The 19,525-nt window shown below is 39.0% G+C and carries 20 protein-coding genes; 14 read left to right on the top strand and 6 right to left on the bottom strand.

Annotation, left to right across the window (positions count from 1 at the left end; all coding sequences use genetic code 11):
• Positions 1-126: 126 nt before the first annotated feature.
• A protein-coding gene (locus ACLHDG_RS12935; RefSeq protein WP_415405754.1) for an IS3 family transposase occupies positions 127-1,229 on the bottom strand; the annotation gives its coding sequence in 2 pieces (ribosomal slippage) (positions 127-968 and positions 968-1,229; 1,104 coding nt in all).
• Positions 1,230-1,342: 113 nt separating this feature from the next.
• Between ACLHDG_RS12935 and ACLHDG_RS12930 the strand changes: the two genes are divergently transcribed.
• The 8 genes from ACLHDG_RS12930 (at position 1,343) to ACLHDG_RS12895 (ending at position 7,570) form a co-directional block, all read left to right on the top strand.
• A complete protein-coding gene (locus ACLHDG_RS12930; RefSeq protein ID WP_415406664.1) occupies positions 1,343-1,966 on the top strand; it encodes a helicase-related protein in 624 nt (207 codons plus the stop codon).
• A 40-nt stretch (positions 1,967-2,006) separates the two neighbouring features.
• The gene (locus ACLHDG_RS12925; protein ID WP_415406663.1) at positions 2,007-2,933 is read left to right on the top strand and encodes a DUF234 domain-containing protein; all 927 of its coding nucleotides are present in this window, start codon (positions 2,007-2,009) and stop codon (positions 2,931-2,933) included.
• A gap of 11 nt (positions 2,934-2,944) precedes the next feature.
• Positions 2,945-3,247, top strand: coding sequence for a hypothetical protein (locus ACLHDG_RS12920; protein ID WP_415406662.1), 303 nt, complete (start codon positions 2,945-2,947; stop codon positions 3,245-3,247).
• A 38-nt stretch (positions 3,248-3,285) separates the two neighbouring features.
• Positions 3,286-4,764, top strand: coding sequence for a DUF2779 domain-containing protein (locus ACLHDG_RS12915; RefSeq protein WP_415406661.1), 1,479 nt, complete (start codon positions 3,286-3,288; stop codon positions 4,762-4,764).
• A gap of 128 nt (positions 4,765-4,892) precedes the next feature.
• Entirely contained in the window at positions 4,893-5,393 is a 501-nt protein-coding gene (locus ACLHDG_RS12910; protein ID WP_415406660.1) for a YgjP-like metallopeptidase domain-containing protein, read from the top strand.
• A 164-nt stretch (positions 5,394-5,557) separates the two neighbouring features.
• Positions 5,558-5,839, top strand: a complete 282-nt coding sequence (locus ACLHDG_RS12905; protein WP_415406659.1) for a DUF4389 domain-containing protein — start codon at positions 5,558-5,560, stop codon at positions 5,837-5,839.
• Between the two features lie 7 nt (positions 5,840-5,846).
• Positions 5,847-6,170 carry a hypothetical protein gene (locus ACLHDG_RS12900; protein WP_415406658.1) on the top strand — a complete coding sequence of 108 codons (324 nt, stop codon included), beginning with the start codon at positions 5,847-5,849 and terminating at the stop codon, positions 6,168-6,170.
• A gap of 74 nt (positions 6,171-6,244) precedes the next feature.
• A complete protein-coding gene (locus ACLHDG_RS12895; protein WP_415406657.1) occupies positions 6,245-7,570 on the top strand; it encodes an MATE family efflux transporter in 1,326 nt (441 codons plus the stop codon).
• Between the two features lie 120 nt (positions 7,571-7,690).
• Here ACLHDG_RS12895 and ACLHDG_RS12890 read toward each other — a convergent pair whose 3' ends face one another.
• Entirely contained in the window at positions 7,691-8,386 is a 696-nt protein-coding gene (locus ACLHDG_RS12890; RefSeq protein ID WP_415406656.1) for an SDR family NAD(P)-dependent oxidoreductase, read from the bottom strand.
• A gap of 107 nt (positions 8,387-8,493) precedes the next feature.
• Between ACLHDG_RS12890 and ACLHDG_RS12885 the strand changes: the two genes are divergently transcribed.
• Complete coding sequence (locus tag ACLHDG_RS12885) at positions 8,494-8,736, top strand: hypothetical protein (RefSeq protein WP_415406655.1); 243 nt, start codon at positions 8,494-8,496, stop codon at positions 8,734-8,736.
• Positions 8,737-8,739: 3 nt separating this feature from the next.
• Positions 8,740-9,252 (top strand): shikimate kinase, encoded by a 513-nt coding sequence (locus ACLHDG_RS12880; RefSeq protein WP_415406654.1) that lies wholly within the window; start codon positions 8,740-8,742, stop codon positions 9,250-9,252.
• A gap of 101 nt (positions 9,253-9,353) precedes the next feature.
• Here the strand turns inward: ACLHDG_RS12880 and ACLHDG_RS12875 are convergent, their stop codons facing one another.
• Positions 9,354-9,578, bottom strand: a complete 225-nt coding sequence (locus ACLHDG_RS12875; RefSeq protein ID WP_415406653.1) for a hypothetical protein — start codon at positions 9,576-9,578, stop codon at positions 9,354-9,356.
• A 129-nt stretch (positions 9,579-9,707) separates the two neighbouring features.
• On the opposite strand from ACLHDG_RS12875, the gene ACLHDG_RS12870 reads away from it, so the two are divergent.
• Together ACLHDG_RS12870 and tkt are read left to right on the top strand one after the other, a co-directional pair.
• Positions 9,708-10,556 carry a polyprenyl synthetase family protein gene (locus tag ACLHDG_RS12870; protein ID WP_415406652.1) on the top strand — a complete coding sequence of 283 codons (849 nt, stop codon included), beginning with the start codon at positions 9,708-9,710 and terminating at the stop codon, positions 10,554-10,556.
• Positions 10,557-10,567: 11 nt separating this feature from the next.
• The gene (gene tkt / locus ACLHDG_RS12865) at positions 10,568-12,556 is read left to right on the top strand and encodes a transketolase (RefSeq protein WP_415406651.1); all 1,989 of its coding nucleotides are present in this window, start codon (positions 10,568-10,570) and stop codon (positions 12,554-12,556) included.
• A 208-nt stretch (positions 12,557-12,764) separates the two neighbouring features.
• Here the strand turns inward: tkt and ACLHDG_RS12860 are convergent, their stop codons facing one another.
• Positions 12,765-14,096: an MFS transporter gene (locus ACLHDG_RS12860; RefSeq protein ID WP_415406650.1), complete on the bottom strand. Its 1,332-nt coding sequence runs from the start codon at positions 14,094-14,096 to the stop codon at positions 12,765-12,767.
• A gap of 70 nt (positions 14,097-14,166) precedes the next feature.
• Here ACLHDG_RS12860 and rdgB point away from each other — a divergent pair, with 70 nt between their 5' ends.
• Positions 14,167-14,757 (top strand): RdgB/HAM1 family non-canonical purine NTP pyrophosphatase, encoded by a 591-nt coding sequence (gene rdgB / locus ACLHDG_RS12855; protein WP_415406649.1) that lies wholly within the window; start codon positions 14,167-14,169, stop codon positions 14,755-14,757.
• A 152-nt stretch (positions 14,758-14,909) separates the two neighbouring features.
• The gene (gene ciaB, locus ACLHDG_RS12850; RefSeq protein WP_415406648.1) at positions 14,910-16,748 is read left to right on the top strand and encodes an invasion protein CiaB; all 1,839 of its coding nucleotides are present in this window, start codon (positions 14,910-14,912) and stop codon (positions 16,746-16,748) included.
• Here ciaB and ACLHDG_RS12845 read toward each other — a convergent pair whose 3' ends face one another.
• Positions 16,749-18,221, bottom strand: a complete 1,473-nt coding sequence (locus ACLHDG_RS12845) for a GNAT family N-acetyltransferase (RefSeq protein ID WP_415406647.1) — start codon at positions 18,219-18,221, stop codon at positions 16,749-16,751.
• Positions 18,222-18,232: 11 nt separating this feature from the next.
• Positions 18,233-19,417, bottom strand: coding sequence for an amidohydrolase (locus tag ACLHDG_RS12840; protein ID WP_415406646.1), 1,185 nt, complete (start codon positions 19,415-19,417; stop codon positions 18,233-18,235).
• Positions 19,418-19,525: the final 108 nt, after the last annotated feature.

Here is a 19,525-nt window from a genome sequence, read left to right as displayed (position 1 = left end):
TCTACTTTTTCTCTATTTTTAATAAAAGGAACTTTATACTTATTTCCTTTAATTTCTTTTTCTTCAGATGGAGAATAATAACTTTTTTGATTAAAATGTGTAAGCCTCCCCTTAAATCAAACCAGTCTAAGCAGAATAACTCTGTTCTAAATTGTACTTTTCTAAATATTCAACAGGACTTAACTTTCCTAAAAACTTGTGTGGTCTATTGTAGTTATAATCATCAATCCACTCTTTGGCTGCTACTCTTACTTCATCCAATGTATCAAATAGATAAGCATGAAAAAACTCTCGTCTCATAGAACCGTTAAAACGTTCAACTCTTGAATTTTGCGTAGGACAGCCTGGCTGTATAAACTTTAACTCTATAGAATGGATATAGCACCATATCTCTAGTTTGTGAGAGATAAATTCTGGACCATTGTCTACACGTATGGACTTTGGCTTACCTCTAAAATCTACAGCTCTTCGTAGTGCTTCAATCACCTTTGCTGAAGGCAATGAAGTGTCAACTTCAAACTCTATGAGTTCACGGTTAAATTCATCCATGATATTGAGGATACGGTATCTTCTGCCTCCAAAGAGCGTATCTGACATAAAATCCATACTCCATTGTTCATTTGGATGATAGAGATCCTGTAAAGGATTTTTAATACGCTTAGGTAATCGTTTCTTTGTACGACGCTGGATATTAAGTCCCATAGCCTTATAAACACGATATACACGTTTATGATTCCATACATAGCCTTGCTTACGAAGTCTATTAAAAAGTAGCCAGAAGCCGTTTCTAGGGTATTTATCTACCAAGCTGTTGAGAGCTTCAATTACTTTGCTATCATCTTTAGGCTTCTTCACATAATAATAAGTTGACTTGCTAATTTCCAACATCGTACAAGCCTGATTGATACTTAATGAAAAATGCATTACGATATGCTTTACTGTATCTCGCTTCTCATCAGGCTTTAGAGCTTTTTTTCAATCACATCCTTGAGAGCTTCATTCATCAGTGCCATCTCTGCATACATCTTTTTGAGCTTGGCATTCTCTTTTTCCAGATCACGGAGCTTTTTGACATCACCACTCTCTAGACCACTATATTTACGCTTCCATTTGTAATAAGTGTCTTTACTTACACCTTTTTCTCTTAGTGTTTCAACTACGGGTGCCCCGTCTTCTATATCTTTTAGGATACCAACAATCTGTCTCTCTGTGAACTTACTCTTTCGCATGAACTCTCCTGATTTATTTTATCAGAATTATTCTGTTTTAGGTGGTACGGTTTTTGGGGAGGCTTACAAAGTAATCAGATATAATCTCGAAACTATATCAAGGAAAGCATCTAATGTCTGAACAAACTGATACCCCAAAATATTATGATCAAAGAAGTGTAGCTTTACGAACTACTCAGAGTATTTATTTTGTAAAAGAACATGACAAAGTATCTATGCTTGGGTTACTTCTAAATGACTATAAAAAAATGCAAGTGGTTATTGTCGTTAGAAGTAAGAAAAAAGCAGATGCACTGAGTGCGTTTTTAATGTCAAAAGAGTTTAATGTTACTGCTGTTCATGGAAACCATAGACAAGAACAGCAGCAAGTTGCTGCAACAAAATTTAATCTAGGTGCTCTAAATATTATCATCACTACAGATATGATTTTGAAAACATTAGAGTTAGAAAATATTAAACTAGTTCTTTCTTATGATTTACCAGATATGGTAGAAGATTATTATAATCGTTTAGCCTTTATGAAAGAGTTGGGTGTTGGTATGGCTCTTGTAAGCCCTGAAGATGAACCGTTACTTAGTGACATCGAATATAATATGAAAAAAGAAATCGAAGAAAAAGTCTTAGAAGGTTTTGTTGCTTCAGCAACACCAACTCATACAGAAAAGACAAAAAAAGACAGAACAAAGAAACCTCGACACCGCAAAAACAAAGTTAAAAAAGAAAAAGACACACTATAAATATTGGCTATAATTCATATATCTAAAACAAGGCTAACCCATGTCAAAACGTCCAACACTTTTACAACATTTTCGCTCTTTTGCTTATCAGAACGATATCAGAGATATTGATAAGGCTTTAGAATACTTTGCAGTATTTGGTGGTACGGGGTGGGATGTAGATACTTCTAAAAGTTTAGATGAACTCATAAAAGAAAAAGTACTGCGTAACTATGAACCTATCCACAACGGCATTACACGCTTTACACATGGTAATGCTTTATATCACATGTTGTTGTCTATTATAGCTTTGGGTGAGAGCCATGAAGATGCTGTGTTTAAAAAAGGTAGAGTAGGGAGAGACAAAGGCGAAGAGGCTATGGACTATTTGGAGATGAAAAGTCTGTTAAAGTTTGACACCTCAGTAGAAAAACCTTTAAAAAGTTCTGATGGAAAATCAGACAGATTGTTATTTGAGTTGCCTTTTATGCGTTTTTGGTTTGCTGTGATCTCTCCTAATTATAAGAGTATTTCCAAGGGTGACTTTAGTGAATTTGAGCAAAAGTGGCATAAACTTAGAGACAATTTTTCTATTTTACTGAGCAACCAGTTAGTGTTAGAACTCGTAAAGCAAAGTGTTGCCACAAAATTTGCAGATGACCCCATAGTTTCTATAGGTTCATACTATGACAAACATGTACAAATAGAGATACTGGCTAAAAGAAAATCTGGAAAGATGTTAGCAGGTGAGTGTAAATACTCTAAAGATGAAGCAAAAATAAACATGCTTAATTCCCTTAAAGAGAAGTGCCAAAAATCAGAACTAAACATAGCTGATTATGTACTCTTTTCTAAAAATGGATTTTCTTCTGAAGTTGAGCAGATGAAAGATGTAGAAATAACACTTTTATCTCATAGTCATCTATCTTCGTTACTAGATAATTTGAATAAAGATGACTTGTTAGTGTATACCAATAAAAAGTATTAAAGGGAAAAACTATGTTAATACGAAGTGCTAAAATACAGTTCCTGTTTTGGACAGCTTTTTTTTCGGTACTGCTTTATATTTGGATCGTCACTGTAGGCTTACAGACTTTTGTACTGCCAGATGAAAAGCCTATAGAGTTACCAGAAGATGTCATTGGACTGATGTTTATTCTTTATGGCCTTTTGGCTGTTTCTTTACTGATAGGTACCATCATTTCCACTATGATAAATAATAAATTCTATACGAAATTTTTTGGAACTATGATGATAATAGGATTAGTAACATTATTAGCTAGCAAAGGGATGTTTGGCTGATATAAATTAGTAAAATAATTTAAGGAATAAAAACAATTATGATCCTCTCAAAATCCAACTACACCAAAGCCATCCAATGCCCAAAAGCATTATGGCTTCACCACTACAAAAAACAAGTTCTAACTCCAACTGATGCAAGCACCATAGCAAGACAAGAAAACGGTAAAGCTGTAGGAGCATTGGCGTGTGAGCTTTTTCCTGATGGGCGTAAAGTATCGTATGATGCAAGTAGCATGAATGGTATGGCTACAGTAACGAAAGAGTGGATAGATGAGGGTGTGAAGACCATCTACGAAGCGACCTTTATGGTGGATGACCTTTTGGTGATGGTGGATATCCTCAAAGTCTATGAGGATGGAGTAGAGATAGTCGAAGTCAAGAGCTCTACAGAGATGAAAGATATCTACTATCATGACGTGGCTTTTCAGAAGTATGTGGTGGAGTCTGCCGGGTATGTTGTGAAGCGTTGCTCAGTCATTCATCTCGACAGCACCTATGTACGGGGAGAGGAGCTGGAGCTCGAGAAGCTTTTTGTGAGTGTGGATGTCAGTGAGGGATTCGAGTTCTCGACAGAAGAGATATGGGTCAATATAGAAGCGTTTAGAGGTTGTCTGGCAGACAGAGAGCAAGAACCCGACATAGACATAGGTTTACATTGTAAAAAGCCTTATGAGTGTGCTGCTAAGGAGTATTGTTGGAAGGTGCAGAGGGGCATACCTGAGTACTCCGTTTTTAACATCTTCAACCTTGGAAGCAAAAAACAGGTAGAACTTTACGAACAAGGCATCGTCAAGATAGAAGACATCCCGGATGATTTCGAGATGACTAAGAAGCAAAAAGCCAAAGTAGATAACCACAAAGCCCAAAAGACCCACATAGACCAAGCAAAGATAGATGAGTTTCTACAAAGCCTCACATACCCACTCTATCACCTCGACTTCGAGACCTTTCAGCAAGCCATCCCACAATGGCAAGGCATCAGCCCCTATATGCAGATACCATTTCAGTATTCGCTACACATCGAACAAGAAGATGGAAGCCCAGAACACATTGAGTTCCTGGCAAAAGAGGGAACAGACCCACGTGAAGCACTGGCAGAGAGACTCGTAGCTGACATCCCCACCGATGTAACTGTCCTGGCTTACAACATGAGCTTCGAGAAAGGGGTACTCAAAAATCTGGCAGACCAATTCCCCAAATACCAAGCACACCTCATGGCGATACACGACAATATTAAAGACCTTATGCTCCCCTTTCAAAAAGGCTACTGCGTCACACCATCCATGCAGGGGAGCTACTCCATCAAGTACGTACTGCCCGCACTCGTACCGGAAATGTCCGATGCCTACACAAATCTAAACCTCATACACAACGGAGGAGAAGCCATGAATGCTTTTGCTCAGATGGGTTCTATGAATGAAGCAGAAAAAACAGCGATGCGTAAGGCACTGTTGAAGTATTGTGAATTAGATACGTTGGCTATGGTTAGGGTTTTGGAGAGGTTGAGGGATTTGTAAAAGATTCTAAACCGCACCCAATCTCTCAAACATATCTGGATACTTATCTGTCAGCCCAGACCCACAAGGGCTATTTTATATTGTAAGAAAAAACTAATATCTATTATATAAACCAGCTATAATCTCAAATGCTAAAATATCTCAACGGTTATGATGCCAAACTCCAAGCTCAGATACAAGCGCTCATAGAGCAAGATAAGTTAGGAGAGTACTTACTCTCTCGGTACAAAGATACACACAGCTACACTTCTGACAAAAGTCTCTACACTTACGTGATGGCACTTAAAAATGAACATATGAAAAGCTCATCACCCATAGCTAAAGTAATGTATGACACTAAAATACGTGACGTTCGTGCTGCACTGGGTACACATACTTTTGTCTCCAGAGTACAAGGGGGAAAGCTCAAAGCTAAAAATGAGATACGCATCTCTCATGTGTTTAAAAATGTACCTGAAGCATTTCTACGGATGATCGTCACACATGAACTCGCACACCTCAAAGTAAAAGAACACAATAAAGCATTTTATAAACTATGTACACACATAGAACCAGCATACCATCAACTTGAATTCGATTTGAGACTGTACTTGACGTATAGAGAGGTATTTGGAGAGTTGTATATGTAGGTTGGGGAAAGAAAAAATGACAAACAGATTAAAGAAGTATTTAATATCTTAGATGGCTTGGTAGAAGAAAGGAAAAAAGCAGATGAGAAGATAATGGGGTTTATTAAGTAAAAAGAGTCCATGACATAATTTTGATATAATCAAACAAAAAGGAGAGCGTAATTATGGAAGAAATAGAAACAAATCAACAGCCAAAAGCAGATTTGGCAAGAGTGCTTTATACGATCTTGTATCTGATCATAGGTAGATTTATCTCTATGTTACTTTTTGTTATTACTGTGAGTCAATTTATCTATAGTTGGCTGATCGGTGAGCCTAATGATAAGCTTTTACATTTTACAAGTGGTTTGGCAGAATACTCAAAACAACTGGTCTCTTATATATGTTTCAACATGAATGAGAGACCATGGCCTGCAGGTGAGTGGCCAAGTGTTGAAGGACAGTAAATAGCGAATGTCATACTACAACGACGAACAAAATAAAAAAGCAGGTCAGGTATTCTTTTATATCGTACAGATGTTTATGCTGCTCATTGTGTATGGCTTTGTCTATACCTCTTTTGTGGCAGTGAAGCTTGCTGCTGCGAAATACAATTTGACTTTTATGGCGTATCTCCCTGAAGTTTTAGCCTTGGTCGCATACCCCGTTGTACTTTACAAGACAAGAAAAATGTTTCAACAGGGCAAGATGTTACGTGCTGTAGGTTGGATGCTGGGATGGGCGTCACTGATCATTGTGTTGCTTTATACACATCTCTCTCAGTTAATAGGTGTATAATTCATAAAAAATAAACCGCAATTGTGTAATAGGACTATGATCTCTATTGTATATTTTGGGTTAAAAGAGACCTGTTGATACGATTTTTCCCTGCCAAACATCAAAAGATACTGAAGATCTCCATCCCCGCAGCACTAAACTCACTGATGGATATGCTGCAGGTGATCACTGACCTTATCATGGTAGGGCGTATCTCTGCGTTTGCTGTGGCAGCGGTGGGGCTTGGGTTGCAGTCACTTATGTTTGTCTTTGCTGTCTTGACCCTGCTTCATGTCGGTACCTCGGCGTTGCTCTCACGTTTTATAGGTGCGGGGAAGATAAAGCGGGCTTCCATGGGACTCTCTACACTGCTTAGGTTTGCTTTACTATTGAGTTTGCCTGTGATGGCAGCATGGTATTACCTTGCATCAAACATTTATGTCTGGTTTGGCACAGCACCTGAAGTGATAGCACTTGGAGCAGACTATGTGCAGATGCTTACATGGATGCTGCCTTTTGTCTTTATGAAACTGGTGTTTGTTTCAGCACTGAATGCAGCAGGAGACACCAAAACACCTATGAAAGTGAAGATAGGCTCTATCATCCTTAATGTTATCCTCAATTATCTTCTCATCTTTGGACATTTTGGTTTCCCTGAACTTGGTGTGTTGGGTGCAGCGGTAGGGACAGTCATAGTCAACATGCTGGAGTTTGTTATTTATGTGATCTTGTATCTCAGACATAAAACACCTTACATTCCTTTATGGCACTACTCCAGATCTCTACTCTCACGCGCACTTAAGGTAGGGATACCTGCATCATTTGAGCGTGCACTGACGTTTGGGAGTCTTATGCTCTTTACTGTCATCATTGCCCAGTATGGTACAGAAGCGTTGGCAGGGTATCAGATAGGTTTGCGTGTAGAAGGTTTGGCATTTATGCCTGGGATCGGGTTTACCATCGCAGCGATGGCACTCATGGGGCAGGGTTTAGGTGCAAACAAACCCGAACAAGCCAGAGAAGATGTGCTTTTGGTACTCAAATACACAGCAGGATTTATGTTCTTCCTCTCCTTTTTTATGATATTTATGCCGGAGAAGATCGTATGGTTCTTTACAGATGATGCACAGACTATAGAAGAAGCCAGTTTGTACTTGCGTATCGTAGGACTTTCTCAGATACCTCTTGCCTTTAACTTTGTACTTTCAGGTGCTCTTCGTGGTGCAGGGGATAGTAAGAAAACACTTAAAATAAATCTTACCTCACTCTGGTTCGTACGTATCATCCCTGCATTTTTACTCTCGTGGTATTTTGAAAACATCATGTGGGTCTATTTTGCAATGATCTCCGATACTTTTGTGAAAGCAATATGGCTTTGGATTACTTTCAATAAAGGCGAATGGCAAAAGATAAAGGTGTAAATGTTTTATTGCACATCATATTTCATCAGTAACCCTTTTGAACTAGCACACTAGTCCTGCAAGAATTACTGACAAAATCTAATGCACACTAAAGCATTTCCATAAATTCTAAATATAAGACTATTCCATCGTCCTTACATCTAAAAAACTTCCACTCTCATACTCTAAAAGTCTATCGAAGGTAGATATGAGGAGTTTTGCTGCTTCTGTAGGAGTTTGGATATGGCTCTCTTTGAGTTTTTTTGCTGATGGAAAGGTATGATCATCTACTTTGTGGATGATATGTCGTACCATAGGTGTATCTATGATACCTGGAGCCAGAGCAGTGAAGTGGATCTCTGGCAGCTCTTTTGCATAGACAGAGAGCAGCATGTTGAGTCCTGCTTTGGAAAGCGAGTAGGCTCCCCAGCCTTTAGAGCCATTGACCGCAGCACCTGAACTGATGCCCACCACTTGTTTGACATGGGCATATTCACTCAATGTATCAATGAGCTCTTTGTTTGCCCAGACATTGAGTTCCATGACCTCTTTGATATTTTCAAGATCAGTTTGACTTAACATTTGTATCTCACCGAGAACTCCTGCGTTTAGAATAACAACATCAAATGAACGGTTTTGTATAAATGCTTTGATTTCAGACTTGAGCATAAAAGTCTGACTTAGATCATAAGGGAAAAAGAAAAAATGTGGGTGCTGATCAAGGACTTTTGGAAATGTTCTGCCAATGGCATAGACAGTGTCACCATTAGCAAGATACTCTCTGGCCAATGCTTCACCTAAGCCTGAACCAATACCTGTTATAAGTATATTTTGCATGATGTAATCCTTTTGTCCTTTTGCTATGCTATAATTATACCAAAGTAAAAATCTCACCAAAGCGGAAGCTTTTACGAGAAACTACATTAAGTAAAAAAAGGATAATGATGAGCAATAAAGAAGTAAAAACATTAGATGAAAGAATTGAACGTATTTATAGAATGGCAAAAGAGCACTTTGGTGAAGTACGTTTTACAGGAATTAAAAAGCATACAAAGATCGGTTGGGTAGCAAAGGTTCAGTTTGATGAATTTGATTCACTTATTGCTGAGGGTGAAACAGCAGAAGAAGCATTGAAGAACCTACGTAAACGCCTTAAAAGAATCATTGACCGTTACAACATGGTTTGAACCTTGAAAAAAAATATCATCCTTATTGGATTCATGGGTATAGGTAAGGGTACAACAGCACGCGCTTTTTCGCAGAAGCATGGAACCTATATCATTGATACGGATGACCTTATAGAATCAAAAGAGAATAGGGAAGTTAAAAAGATCTTTGCGAAAAAAGGTGAAGCGTATTTTAGAGAGCAGGAACAAGTAACTGCAGACTGGATAGAAAAATGTATCCGAGGTACGTTTATATCTTGTGGTGGTGGCTTTTATAAAGTAAATAATCTCAAAAAGCTTGGAACGGTTGTCCTGCTTGATGCATCTTTTGAGTGGATACATGATCGTCTCAAGAGTGCTAAAAATTCTGAATCCAAACTGGCGAAGAGACCTCTCTTTTCTCAAGAAAAAGAGGCTAAGAAACTCTACAATGAACGTGAAAAAGCCTATAGGTCTGTGGCTGACGTTATCGTAAATGTTGAAGATAAAAGTCTTGATGATGTGATTAGTGAAATAGCAAAGAAGTGTAAGGTTTAGTGTTCAGCGCTCAGTGTGTAGCGTTAAGAAAATGAAAATTTTATTTTCATTTAAGATCGAATAAGATAGCGTTTATACGCTTAACGCTTAACGCTTAACGCTTAACGCTTAACGCTTTTCATTTGCCAATAATCCAACCCTTTATGCAGAGCGGTTAAAATCCCAAATATCAACATGGTACTTGCCATACAGTAAGGTGCCTGCTCCATAAAAGGAGCGGGTGATTGTGAGATGGTAAAAATGACATACATCCAAAGTAATACAGCGATAAGACCAAGAAGTCGTTTTGTCCAAGTGATAAGTGTAAATATTGTTTCTTTTTCCATACGCTTATTTTATCCTAATTCGATATAATTCTACCAATAAATTTTTTAAACCATACGAACAACCCTAGGCGAAAGCTAGAGATGTTATGAGTACCAAGGGTTGCTCGTATGGTTCATCCAAGAGACTAAATGCAAAGATTTGAAACATATCTCACAGAGAACTTACCAAAAGTACCAAGTTTTCACCCTATTTATGAAGATGCTTTAGGCGTGATGCTTGAGGCGGGTGGTAAACGTTTTCGTCCTATGTTACTTCTCAGTATCGTAGATGCGTATGAACCTATGCTTTATAACTCTTCTTTGCCTGTGGCATTAGCCATAGAAATGCTTCATACCTATTCTCTTATTCATGATGATCTACCTGCGATGGATAATGCAGACCTACGCCGTGGACACCCCACACTGCATAAACGCTATGATGAAGTAACGGCCATACTGGCCGGTGATGCACTGAACACTGAAGCTTTTTATCTCATCGCCAAAGCACCACTGCGTGAAGATGTGAAGATAAAATTGGTTGAACTCCTTGCGCGTGATGGTGGCAGTCGTGGTATGGTACTTGGGCAGGCTATTGATTGTTACTTTGAAAACAAGCCACTTGACCTTGAACAGATAAAAACACTGCATACGAATAAAACAGCCAAGCTTATCGCGGTATCTTTGCAGATGGGTGCAGTGATCGTAGGGCTTGAGAAAAAAATTCAAGATGAACTGTATGCTTTTGGTATAGATCTTGGGTTACTTTTTCAGATACAAGATGATATCATAGATGAAACACAGAGTGAAGAAGAAGCGGGTAAAACCACTGGAATTGATGCAGATAAAAATAGCTTTGTCAATCTTTTAGGACTAGATGAAACTGTCGCTCAGGCAGATGCACTTGCAAAAGATTTACAAAGACGATTTGAAGACTTTGATGAGAAGTTACAAACAGCTTTACAACCCTTAATGAATAAATACTTACATAGACACAACTAAAGGAAACAATAATGGCAATGACAGAGCAAAACACTATGCGTAAGAAGATGGCGAACACTATCAGGTTTTTAGCTGCTGATATGGTACAAAAAGCAAACTCAGGACACCCGGGTGCACCGATGGGTCTTGCAGATATAGCAGTAGTGCTCGGTGAAAAACTTAGCCACAACCCTAAAAATACAAAATGGCTCAACCGAGACCGTTTGGTTTTTTCAGGCGGGCATGCTTCTGCACTTATTTATTCACTTTTACACCTTTGGGGATATGATGTCAGTCTTGATGATCTGAAAGATTTCCGTCAATTAGACTCTAAAACTCCGGGTCACCCTGAGTATGGTCATACAGATGGTATAGAGATCACGACTGGACCACTGGGGCAGGGTATCGCAAATGCTGTTGGTTTTGCAATGGCTGAAGCCTATACTGCAAATCAGGTAAACTCTGAGACATGTGAACTCATCGACCATAAAGTCTATTGTCTTTGTGGTGATGGTGACTTGCAAGAGGGTATCTCTTACGAAGCATGTGCATTGGCTGGACACTTGGGGCTTAAAGATATGGTACTTATTTACGATAGCAACTGCATTACCATCGAGGGAGATACAAGCATTGCTTGGTCTGAAGATGTAGCGAAACGTTTTGAAGCGCAGAATTGGAACGTAGTGAAGATCAACGGTCACTGTTATGAAGAGATCGACAAAGCGTTAGAAGATGTAAAAACAGCTACAAAACCGACTATCATCATAGCCAATACGATCATCGGTAAAGGTGCAGGTGAGTTAGAAGGATCACACCATACACATGGTTCACCACTGGGTGACAAGATCATTGCTGAATCTAAAGCTAAAGAAGGTTTCAACCCAGATGAAACATTCCAGATCCCTGAAGATGTATTGCTGAGATTCAGATGTGCACTTGAAGAGGGTGAACTTGCAGAAAAAGAGTGGATCCACAGACAAAAAGAAGCACCGCTTATAGAGCAAAATGAAGCGTTAGCAAGATTGCTTAACCCTGATTTCTCAGCGATCGAATACCCGGACTTCTCCAATGATCCGGCCGTAGCAACAAGAGATTCAAATGGTAAGATCCTTAATGCTATAGCATTGGCTATCCCTTCTTTCCTTGGCGGTTCAGCAGACCTTGCACCATCGAACAAGACAGAGCTTAAAGATATGGGTGATTTCCCTAAGGGTAAAAATATGCATTTTGGTATCCGTGAGCACTCTATGGCTGCAATGACCAATGCAATGGCACTTTATGGTACAACGATCCCGTTCAATGCAACGTTCTTTGTATTTTCTGACTATCTTAAGCCTGCAGCACGTATCGCAGCACTTACAAACATCCAAAACTTCTTTGTATGGACACACGATAGTATCGGTGTAGGTGAAGATGGACCTACACATGAGCCAATAGAGCATATAAGCCAGTTCAGAGCACTTCCGAACTTCTACGTATGGAGACCGGCAGATGCAACTGAAAATGTAGAAGCATGGAAAACGGCACTTACTATGCAAGCACCACATGGTTTCGTGCTTTCACGTCAAAAACTTAAAACACTCAAACCAAAAAGAGATTTTGGTGAAGTAAGCAAAGGTGCATACATCGTCAAAAAAAGAAAAGATGCAAACTTTACACTAATGGCTTCAGGTTCAGAGCTTATGCCTTGTCTGAAAGCGGCATGCTACCTCGCTCCTCTAGGTATCATTGCGAATGTTGTTTCTGTTCCATGTCTTGACCTCTTCAATGAGCAAGATGCCCAGTACAAAGCAACAGTTGTTGACCCAAATACAAAAGTATTGGCAGTGGAAGCAGCAACAGCAACAGAATTCTACAGATATGCAGATGATGTACTAGGCATGGAAAGTTTCGGAGCTTCAGCACCGGCAGATTTACTTTTTGAGAAGTTTGGATTTACTAAAGAAGGTATCATGAAACGTGCATGTGCTCTTATGGATGTGGAATATAAAGAGGTAGACTTAGGAGAGTGTGAACTTTAAGCACTCCTCTTTTTTCTCGTTACACCTTTGTAAGGTGTAACGCATATATCACTACAAATCACAAATTAACTTCAAATCCATCGTTAGATGGAAATCAAGCATATTAAAATTTACAAACCATCTAGTGATGGACAAATATAGAAAAATAGATTAAATTGAAGTATGCATTACGCCTCACAGAGACGTAACGAGGGTGGGCTAAGTGAGTTTAACTCAACATCCCTCTGATCTCATCTTCATCTATCATCTCTTTTTCATACTTCACAACAGCAATGTTTTCTGTCTCATTGACATAACTCTCTACAATGGCTTCATGGCTTGTAAGTCCTGCTACACGCTCTCTATCGAAGATATCAAGTGGTAAGTAAACATTTCCTCTGTTGTTCGGGTTTGGCATGGTAGCTACCCAGATGAACCATAAGATGGAAATAACGGCTACAACCATAGCAAGGGTACCTCTGTCATAGTGTTGCATGAGCCAACCTGCAAGTAGCCCTCCAAAGAAGATACCCACATAGGCAAAAGTATTGGCTACTCCAAGAGCTGCACCTTTTTGGTGTACTTTGGCGAACTTGGCCACAAAACTTTGTAAAAGTGGTTCAAACATATTGAACCCTATAAAGAAAAGTACAACACCGGTAATGAATACCCATGGTGTAGTGGCAAAGCCCATGGCGATGAACCCGAGGAAGATAACGGCAACAGAGATCATAAATACTTCTCTCCCTTTACCGTATTTTTCTCCAAAAACAGCAGCAGGACCCATGGAAAGAAGTCCAAATACCATAGCAGGCAGATAGACTTTCCAAAGTTCAGCTTTCTCCCATCCAAAACCACCTTCTGTAGCTCCCTGAGTCATAACCATAGGGATGATGAAAAATGCCATTGTCATAATAGAAGAGTGGAAAAGGAAAGTGATATACATACGAGTCAGTGACTTGTCTTTAAAGACCTCCATCATCTTGGACTCTTCTTCTGCGTAGCTGTGAACGATCTTTGGTGGTTTAGGTACAGCAGTAAAGAGGATACCTATCGCCATGACAGAAAGTATGGCTGTAAGCCAGAAGAGTTTGTCAATCCCCCAGAGACCTCCTACGATAGGAGCAATGATCATTGCCGCAGCAAAACTAAGTGCAATCGTCCCACCCATAATAGCCATGGCATGAGCTCTTTGTTCCTCTTTTACGAGGTCAGCGATCATCGCAGAGACCACAGAACCAATCGCTCCTGCACCTTGCAAGAATCGACCCACAAGTAACATATAGATATTATCGCTCATCGCTGCGATAACGGAACCCACTATAAAGATAAGAAGTCCAAAAAGCAGTGTTTTTTTACGACCTACTTTATCACTCATGAGTCCAAATGGGACTTGAAATGCAGCTTGTGTCAGTGCATATCCACCGACAACAAGACCTGCAAGGAATGGTGTAGCACCTTCCATCTCAAGTGCATAAATGGAGAGTACAGGAAGGACGATGAAGAGTCCGAAAAATCTAAGAGCCACAATAAGGCTAAGTGGCATGATCTGTTTAATCATGGTAATACCTTTAATACGATAAAATTTGTCTTATTATATTCCTAAAAAGTAAATTAAAGGTTAAAGAGTTATGAAAATTGTTTTAGCAACAGGAAATAAAGGCAAACTACGCGAATTTAAACAGATGTGTCAAGATGAAGTGGTGGCTTTTTCTGATCTGTTGGGTGAGTTTGATATCGTAGAAGATGGTGATACATTTGCAGCCAATGCACTCATTAAAGCTCGTACTATCTATGAGAAATTGGGAGAGGAATATCTGGTTATCTCTGATGACAGTGGTATTTCACTTCCTGTTTTAGATGGTGCACCGGGTATCTACTCTGCACGTTATGCTGGAGTTGGTGTTACAGATAAAGACAATCTTTATAAACTTATTGATGCTGTGAAAGAGAAAGGTCTGAAATCTACTCCTGCGTATTATACAGCAGCTATTGCTATCGTCTCTAAGTATGGGGAGTATGTGGTGCACGGGTGGATGCACGGTGATGTGATAGATGAAGCCAGAGGAGATAAAGGGTTTGGATATGACCCGATGTTTATTCCTGCCGGGATGGAGTTAACATTAGGTGAGTTAGATGATGATATAAAATCAAAAATCTCTCATCGTGGAAAGGCACTTGAATTGGCTAAGCCGATAATTTGGATGTTGAAGAATAAATAGTATTATCCTTTATTGTGTATATTAGATATGTATAAAAGTTTAGATATTTTATTTACTTTTTTAAAAAAAGTAAACAAAAATCGTCACGGCTCTCGAATCGCTTTGCTTTCAAGGGCGTTCGCCGTGACATTATTTAATGGAGAAGAGCGAAAATGAACAAACAAAATTTTATGGAAGATTTACAAATTATCTACGACGAATTACAGTTTAGACAAGCAAGTCTCAACAAATACTATGAACTATTAGATAAAGAAAAAGGACATGATAGAGCCAATAAAGTTGTAGGTGCATTTTTATCACTTATTGATATACCTAGAAATAAAGACTCAGAAATGGCAGCGCTTACGCGTTTTGTAAATCTACGTGAAGATGCATTAGAACAAGTGTTGGAGAAGAATGGTTGTTCTAAAGAAGAGATAGCTATGAAAAAAGAGTTGGCGTATGGATTTACGAGTACGATGCACATCACACGTCATGAAAGTTTCATTACATGGGTAGAGGATAATCAACTGCTTACACCCTTTTATCGTTCACTTATTTTAGGGGTACATTTTGTAGGGGTTGCGATGAGCGTATGGCAGAGCCATTGGACACATCATATTCTCCATAGTGTTAATCTTGAACTCTCTGAAATGTTTAATGGTGATGATGCCAAAGTTTTTGAGATGCTTCAAGGTGAATCGTTACTTGATGCTGATGAGAGTGGATGTGTTGGGGACAGATGTTATTCTGTACTGAAAAAAGAAGGAGATAGCTTTAAGAGTATTGCATATGCAGAGGCTTTCCCTAATGAAGTAAAACAGGTTATAACAGCTTTAGAGCAACTCATTGCACTGTTAAGTCAGCATGAAGATGAAGTCTTTGATCAAAAATCCGAATGGATAGCCTATTTTACTGCGATAAAAGAAGCTTTTTTACATACACAAACCAATGAACTCATAGGTAAATGGGCAGAGGTAGATAGACGTTGGATGGCTGTGACGACACCATTACAGGTAGGACATCCGTTAGAGTATTATGAAGATCATTATAGAAAAGCCGTAGCGCTAGAGTGGGATCTGCGTATCGTCAATCCTAAATTACAAGAGGAATCAAGTACGCGTAACAATATTAAACTTTTTGCCTATGAAATGGCGAAAGACTTTGGTGAAGAAGCCTTACATACAATGAGTAAGAATCTTTTACAGGTAGATGAGACGCAGCTGTATATTGGACAACCCATCCTTTACTATGCGGCAGAGTTCAACGGACTTTTTTCAGCACAGGTAGTACCAAATGACGAACAAGTCTCAGTAGAATTAGGCAAGAAGATTTTTGCTTATGCAGACTTTGTAATGGAGTCTAAGAAGTCTAAACCTATTATGAAACTCTCTGTGGAGACCATGGGTGAGGCATTTGTTAAAAAACAAAAAGCTTTGGTGGAAAATGAGCCTAAACTCTGGCAAGAGATCTACGATATCTCTACCGTAGGACATGAGTATGGACATATACTCTGGATAGACTCCGATACAGAAACCAAGATGAACGGTTCAGGACAGTTTAAAAACATAGAAGAGTTTAAAGCCACATCTGGGGGACTTATGGCATTTTTCCATAATGAACGTGAAGCGCTTAAAACACACATTGTAGATGATCTGGTTTCTCGTGCAGTGGGACTGATGGCTTGGCGTGAAGTGGGTGAAGTGTTGCCGTATTATTGTGAAGGATTGATCCATCTTGATATTCTTTTTACCTCAGGAGTCATTAGTTATGATGAGCAGATCAAGATAGATTACAGTCAATATGATGTGATGAAAAGAACCTATCAGGATGCGTATAAAAAGTTGGCGGAAAACTACCTGACTAAAGTCGATGCAAATGTGTATTTGAGTGAGTATGCAAGTAAAATTGATGGTGTATATCTGCCGGTGAAAGAAGAGATAAAGTCATTTGTAGAACACTATTATGCACGCTATAAAGAGATTGGACAGCAGACAGTGATACTAAACTAACTATTTTTTGATCCTCTTCTCATCTTTTAGAATGTATTTGGAGAGTCTTTTACAAAAATCAGAGTAGCAAACATAGTTTTTGCTACCGATCTTGTCACTATGCTTGAGTTGCAGTCTCAGATAATCTTCTTTTTCGTGGTAGAAGAACATCACTCCACTGTAGAAAAATCCTCTTTTGTTCATGATCTTGATCACTTTGTTGATCTGTGGGATTTTTTCCAGAGAAACATCAGCATAGATCATATCGCAATGTTTTGCTCGAAGTTGAGACACCAGTCGTAGAAATTTCTGTTTAAAATCTTTTGCATAATAATCGACTCTGATCATGGCAATGTTGGATGGAGGGTCAAATTGATATGTTAGAAAAACATGTTCTGGGACTTTGTTCTTCTCTTTGTTCTTTTTTTCAACAAAAGAGACCTCCGCATTCAAATAGGTCAGTTTGATCTGATCTTTATATACTTTAGGCAGATAGAGTGATTTGGTGATTTTGTGAAAAAAACGATATCCAACCAATACAGAACCCCGCTCATACTTTTTTGTTAGTTCAATGTTTTCCAAGGTAACATCTGCAAGGGTTTTACCAAGCATCATGGCACTCTCTCCAAAACCATGACGGAGGTTGCTTTTTTGGCTATAGGTATGATACATGATCGCTTCACCAAATACGGCATCCAGACCGATCTCTTTTGCTTTTTTAAGAACCAGTTCAAGCATGCGGTTCATGATTCCTCTACCTTTAAACAGAGGATCAACAACCACTATACCGATCTCTGCTATAGTAGATTCGGGTATAAGAATAAATGCAAAATGTCCTATGATCCTACCATCACTTTCTGCAACAACTGAATAGAATTCTTTGCCATGATATTCCAATATCTTTTGAGGATAATAGAAGAGATCTTTGATATAGCTATGGCCATAGTTTTTGTAAATAAGATAAGCAACCCCCTCTTCATCTCCTTCTCTAAATTCTCTTATCGTTATAGGTATATTTGGATCCGAAACTTCTTTTTCCTCTTTCTCAGAACTGACAGAAGTCTGTGTGGTGAGGTTTTTTTGTGCATGCAAAGGATATGAAGCATATTTAATGATAACAAACTTCTTACCCTCTTTCCCAAGGTTGTGGTATTCAAAGGTATCTACCAGGTTATAGATACGGTTAAACCCGGCAGAAGCTTCTTTGTCTATAGGTACGCTTTTATGTTTTTTGTGAGACATAGGAATACCCCAGTCATGCACATCAATACGCAGTCCTGTTTTAAAAGGATGCAGTGTCATCTCGATGTATCCCCGTTCATCTTTATAGGCATGGGTAACCGCATTATGGATCAACTCTTCTGTACTGTAAAGAAGAGCTTGTATATCATCTTGTGTCAAAGGCAGTGTTTTACAGGTATTTTTGATCACATCCTTTACTATTTCCATACATTGGATATTACTGGGTATTTTTAGTACGATACTCTCATGCATCACGATCCTTTTTATGTAAGAAACTGTAAGGCAGAAGCACCCATGATCTTCATTCCGACCTCTAAAGCATCATCATCCACATCAAACCGGCTGTTATGCTGCGAAACACAGGTTTTTTTCTCTTCATCACAGGTTCCCAGTCTGAAGAAGGCTCCCGGAACGATCTTCAGATACTCAGAAAAATCTTCTCCTCCCATTACAGGGTCTATAAGGTCTATACACTTTTCTTTTCCAATGATGTTTTCTGCTTCTTCTACGATGATATCTACCATTTCTTCATGGTTGATCAATTCAGGTTGTCCAAATTCGTAGTCAAATTTATACTTAGCACCCATGGATTTAGATATACCTTCGATAGAAGATTCCATCATTTGAGGGATATTGTTACGTATCTCTTCATTAATGGTTCTGACAGTTCCTTTCAGCAGAACATGATCACAGATAATATTGGAAGCCTTACCTCCTTCAATAGTTCCTAGTGAGATAACTGCAGGGTGTAGAGGATCGATCATTCTTGAGACGATATGGTTCAGTGAGTTTACGATCATAGAAGTTACAAGGATCGCATCTACGCCCTCATGAGGTCTGGCACCATGGGCTGATTTACCAAAAATTTCGATGGTAAAGACATCAGCAGAAGCCATCATAACACCGTACTTATAGCCTATCTCTCCACTATTGAGGTAAGGGTAGGCATGCAATCCAAAGATGCCATCTACTCCTTCAAGTGCTCCCTCTTCGATCATCTCGACACTCCCTCCCTCCTTGCTCTCTTCGGAGGGCTGAAAGATAAATCTTATATTGCCTGGCAACTCTTCTTTGTGTACTGCGATGGCAATGGCTGTTCCCAAAGCGATCGCGGTATGACTGTCATGTCCACAGGCATGCATGATCCCTTTTTCTCTGGAAGCATACGGTTTGCCTGTCTGTTCCTGAATAGGCAGGGCATCCATATCTGCACGTATGGCTACAGTTTTAGCATTTTCATCTACTGTCAGATCTGCGATCAATCCAAAATGTTTATCACTCTCTTTGATCTTGTATCCACTGGCTTCAAGTATACCTTTTACCAGATATTTGGTATGTTCTTCCTGCCCGGACAGTTCAGGATGTGCATGAAGATCACGACGAATAGTGATGATCCTGTCATTGATCTCGTCTATCGTTAAAAAAAGTTTTTGTTTTAAATTTTTCATTATTGACCCTTTTTTTTTAAGTCTATTTCTAATTATACCCCTTTTTTGTGTTTAAAAGTAAATTTGATATGTGTTTGAAAAGATCAAATTTACCGACCTCTAACCTCC

This window comes from Sulfurovum iocasae (genome assembly GCF_047716765.1).
GTDB lineage: Bacteria > Campylobacterota > Campylobacteria > Campylobacterales > Sulfurovaceae > Sulfurovum.
The sequence above is the reverse complement of the archived record's forward strand: the minus strand, read 5'-3'. Positions and strand labels throughout refer to the sequence as shown.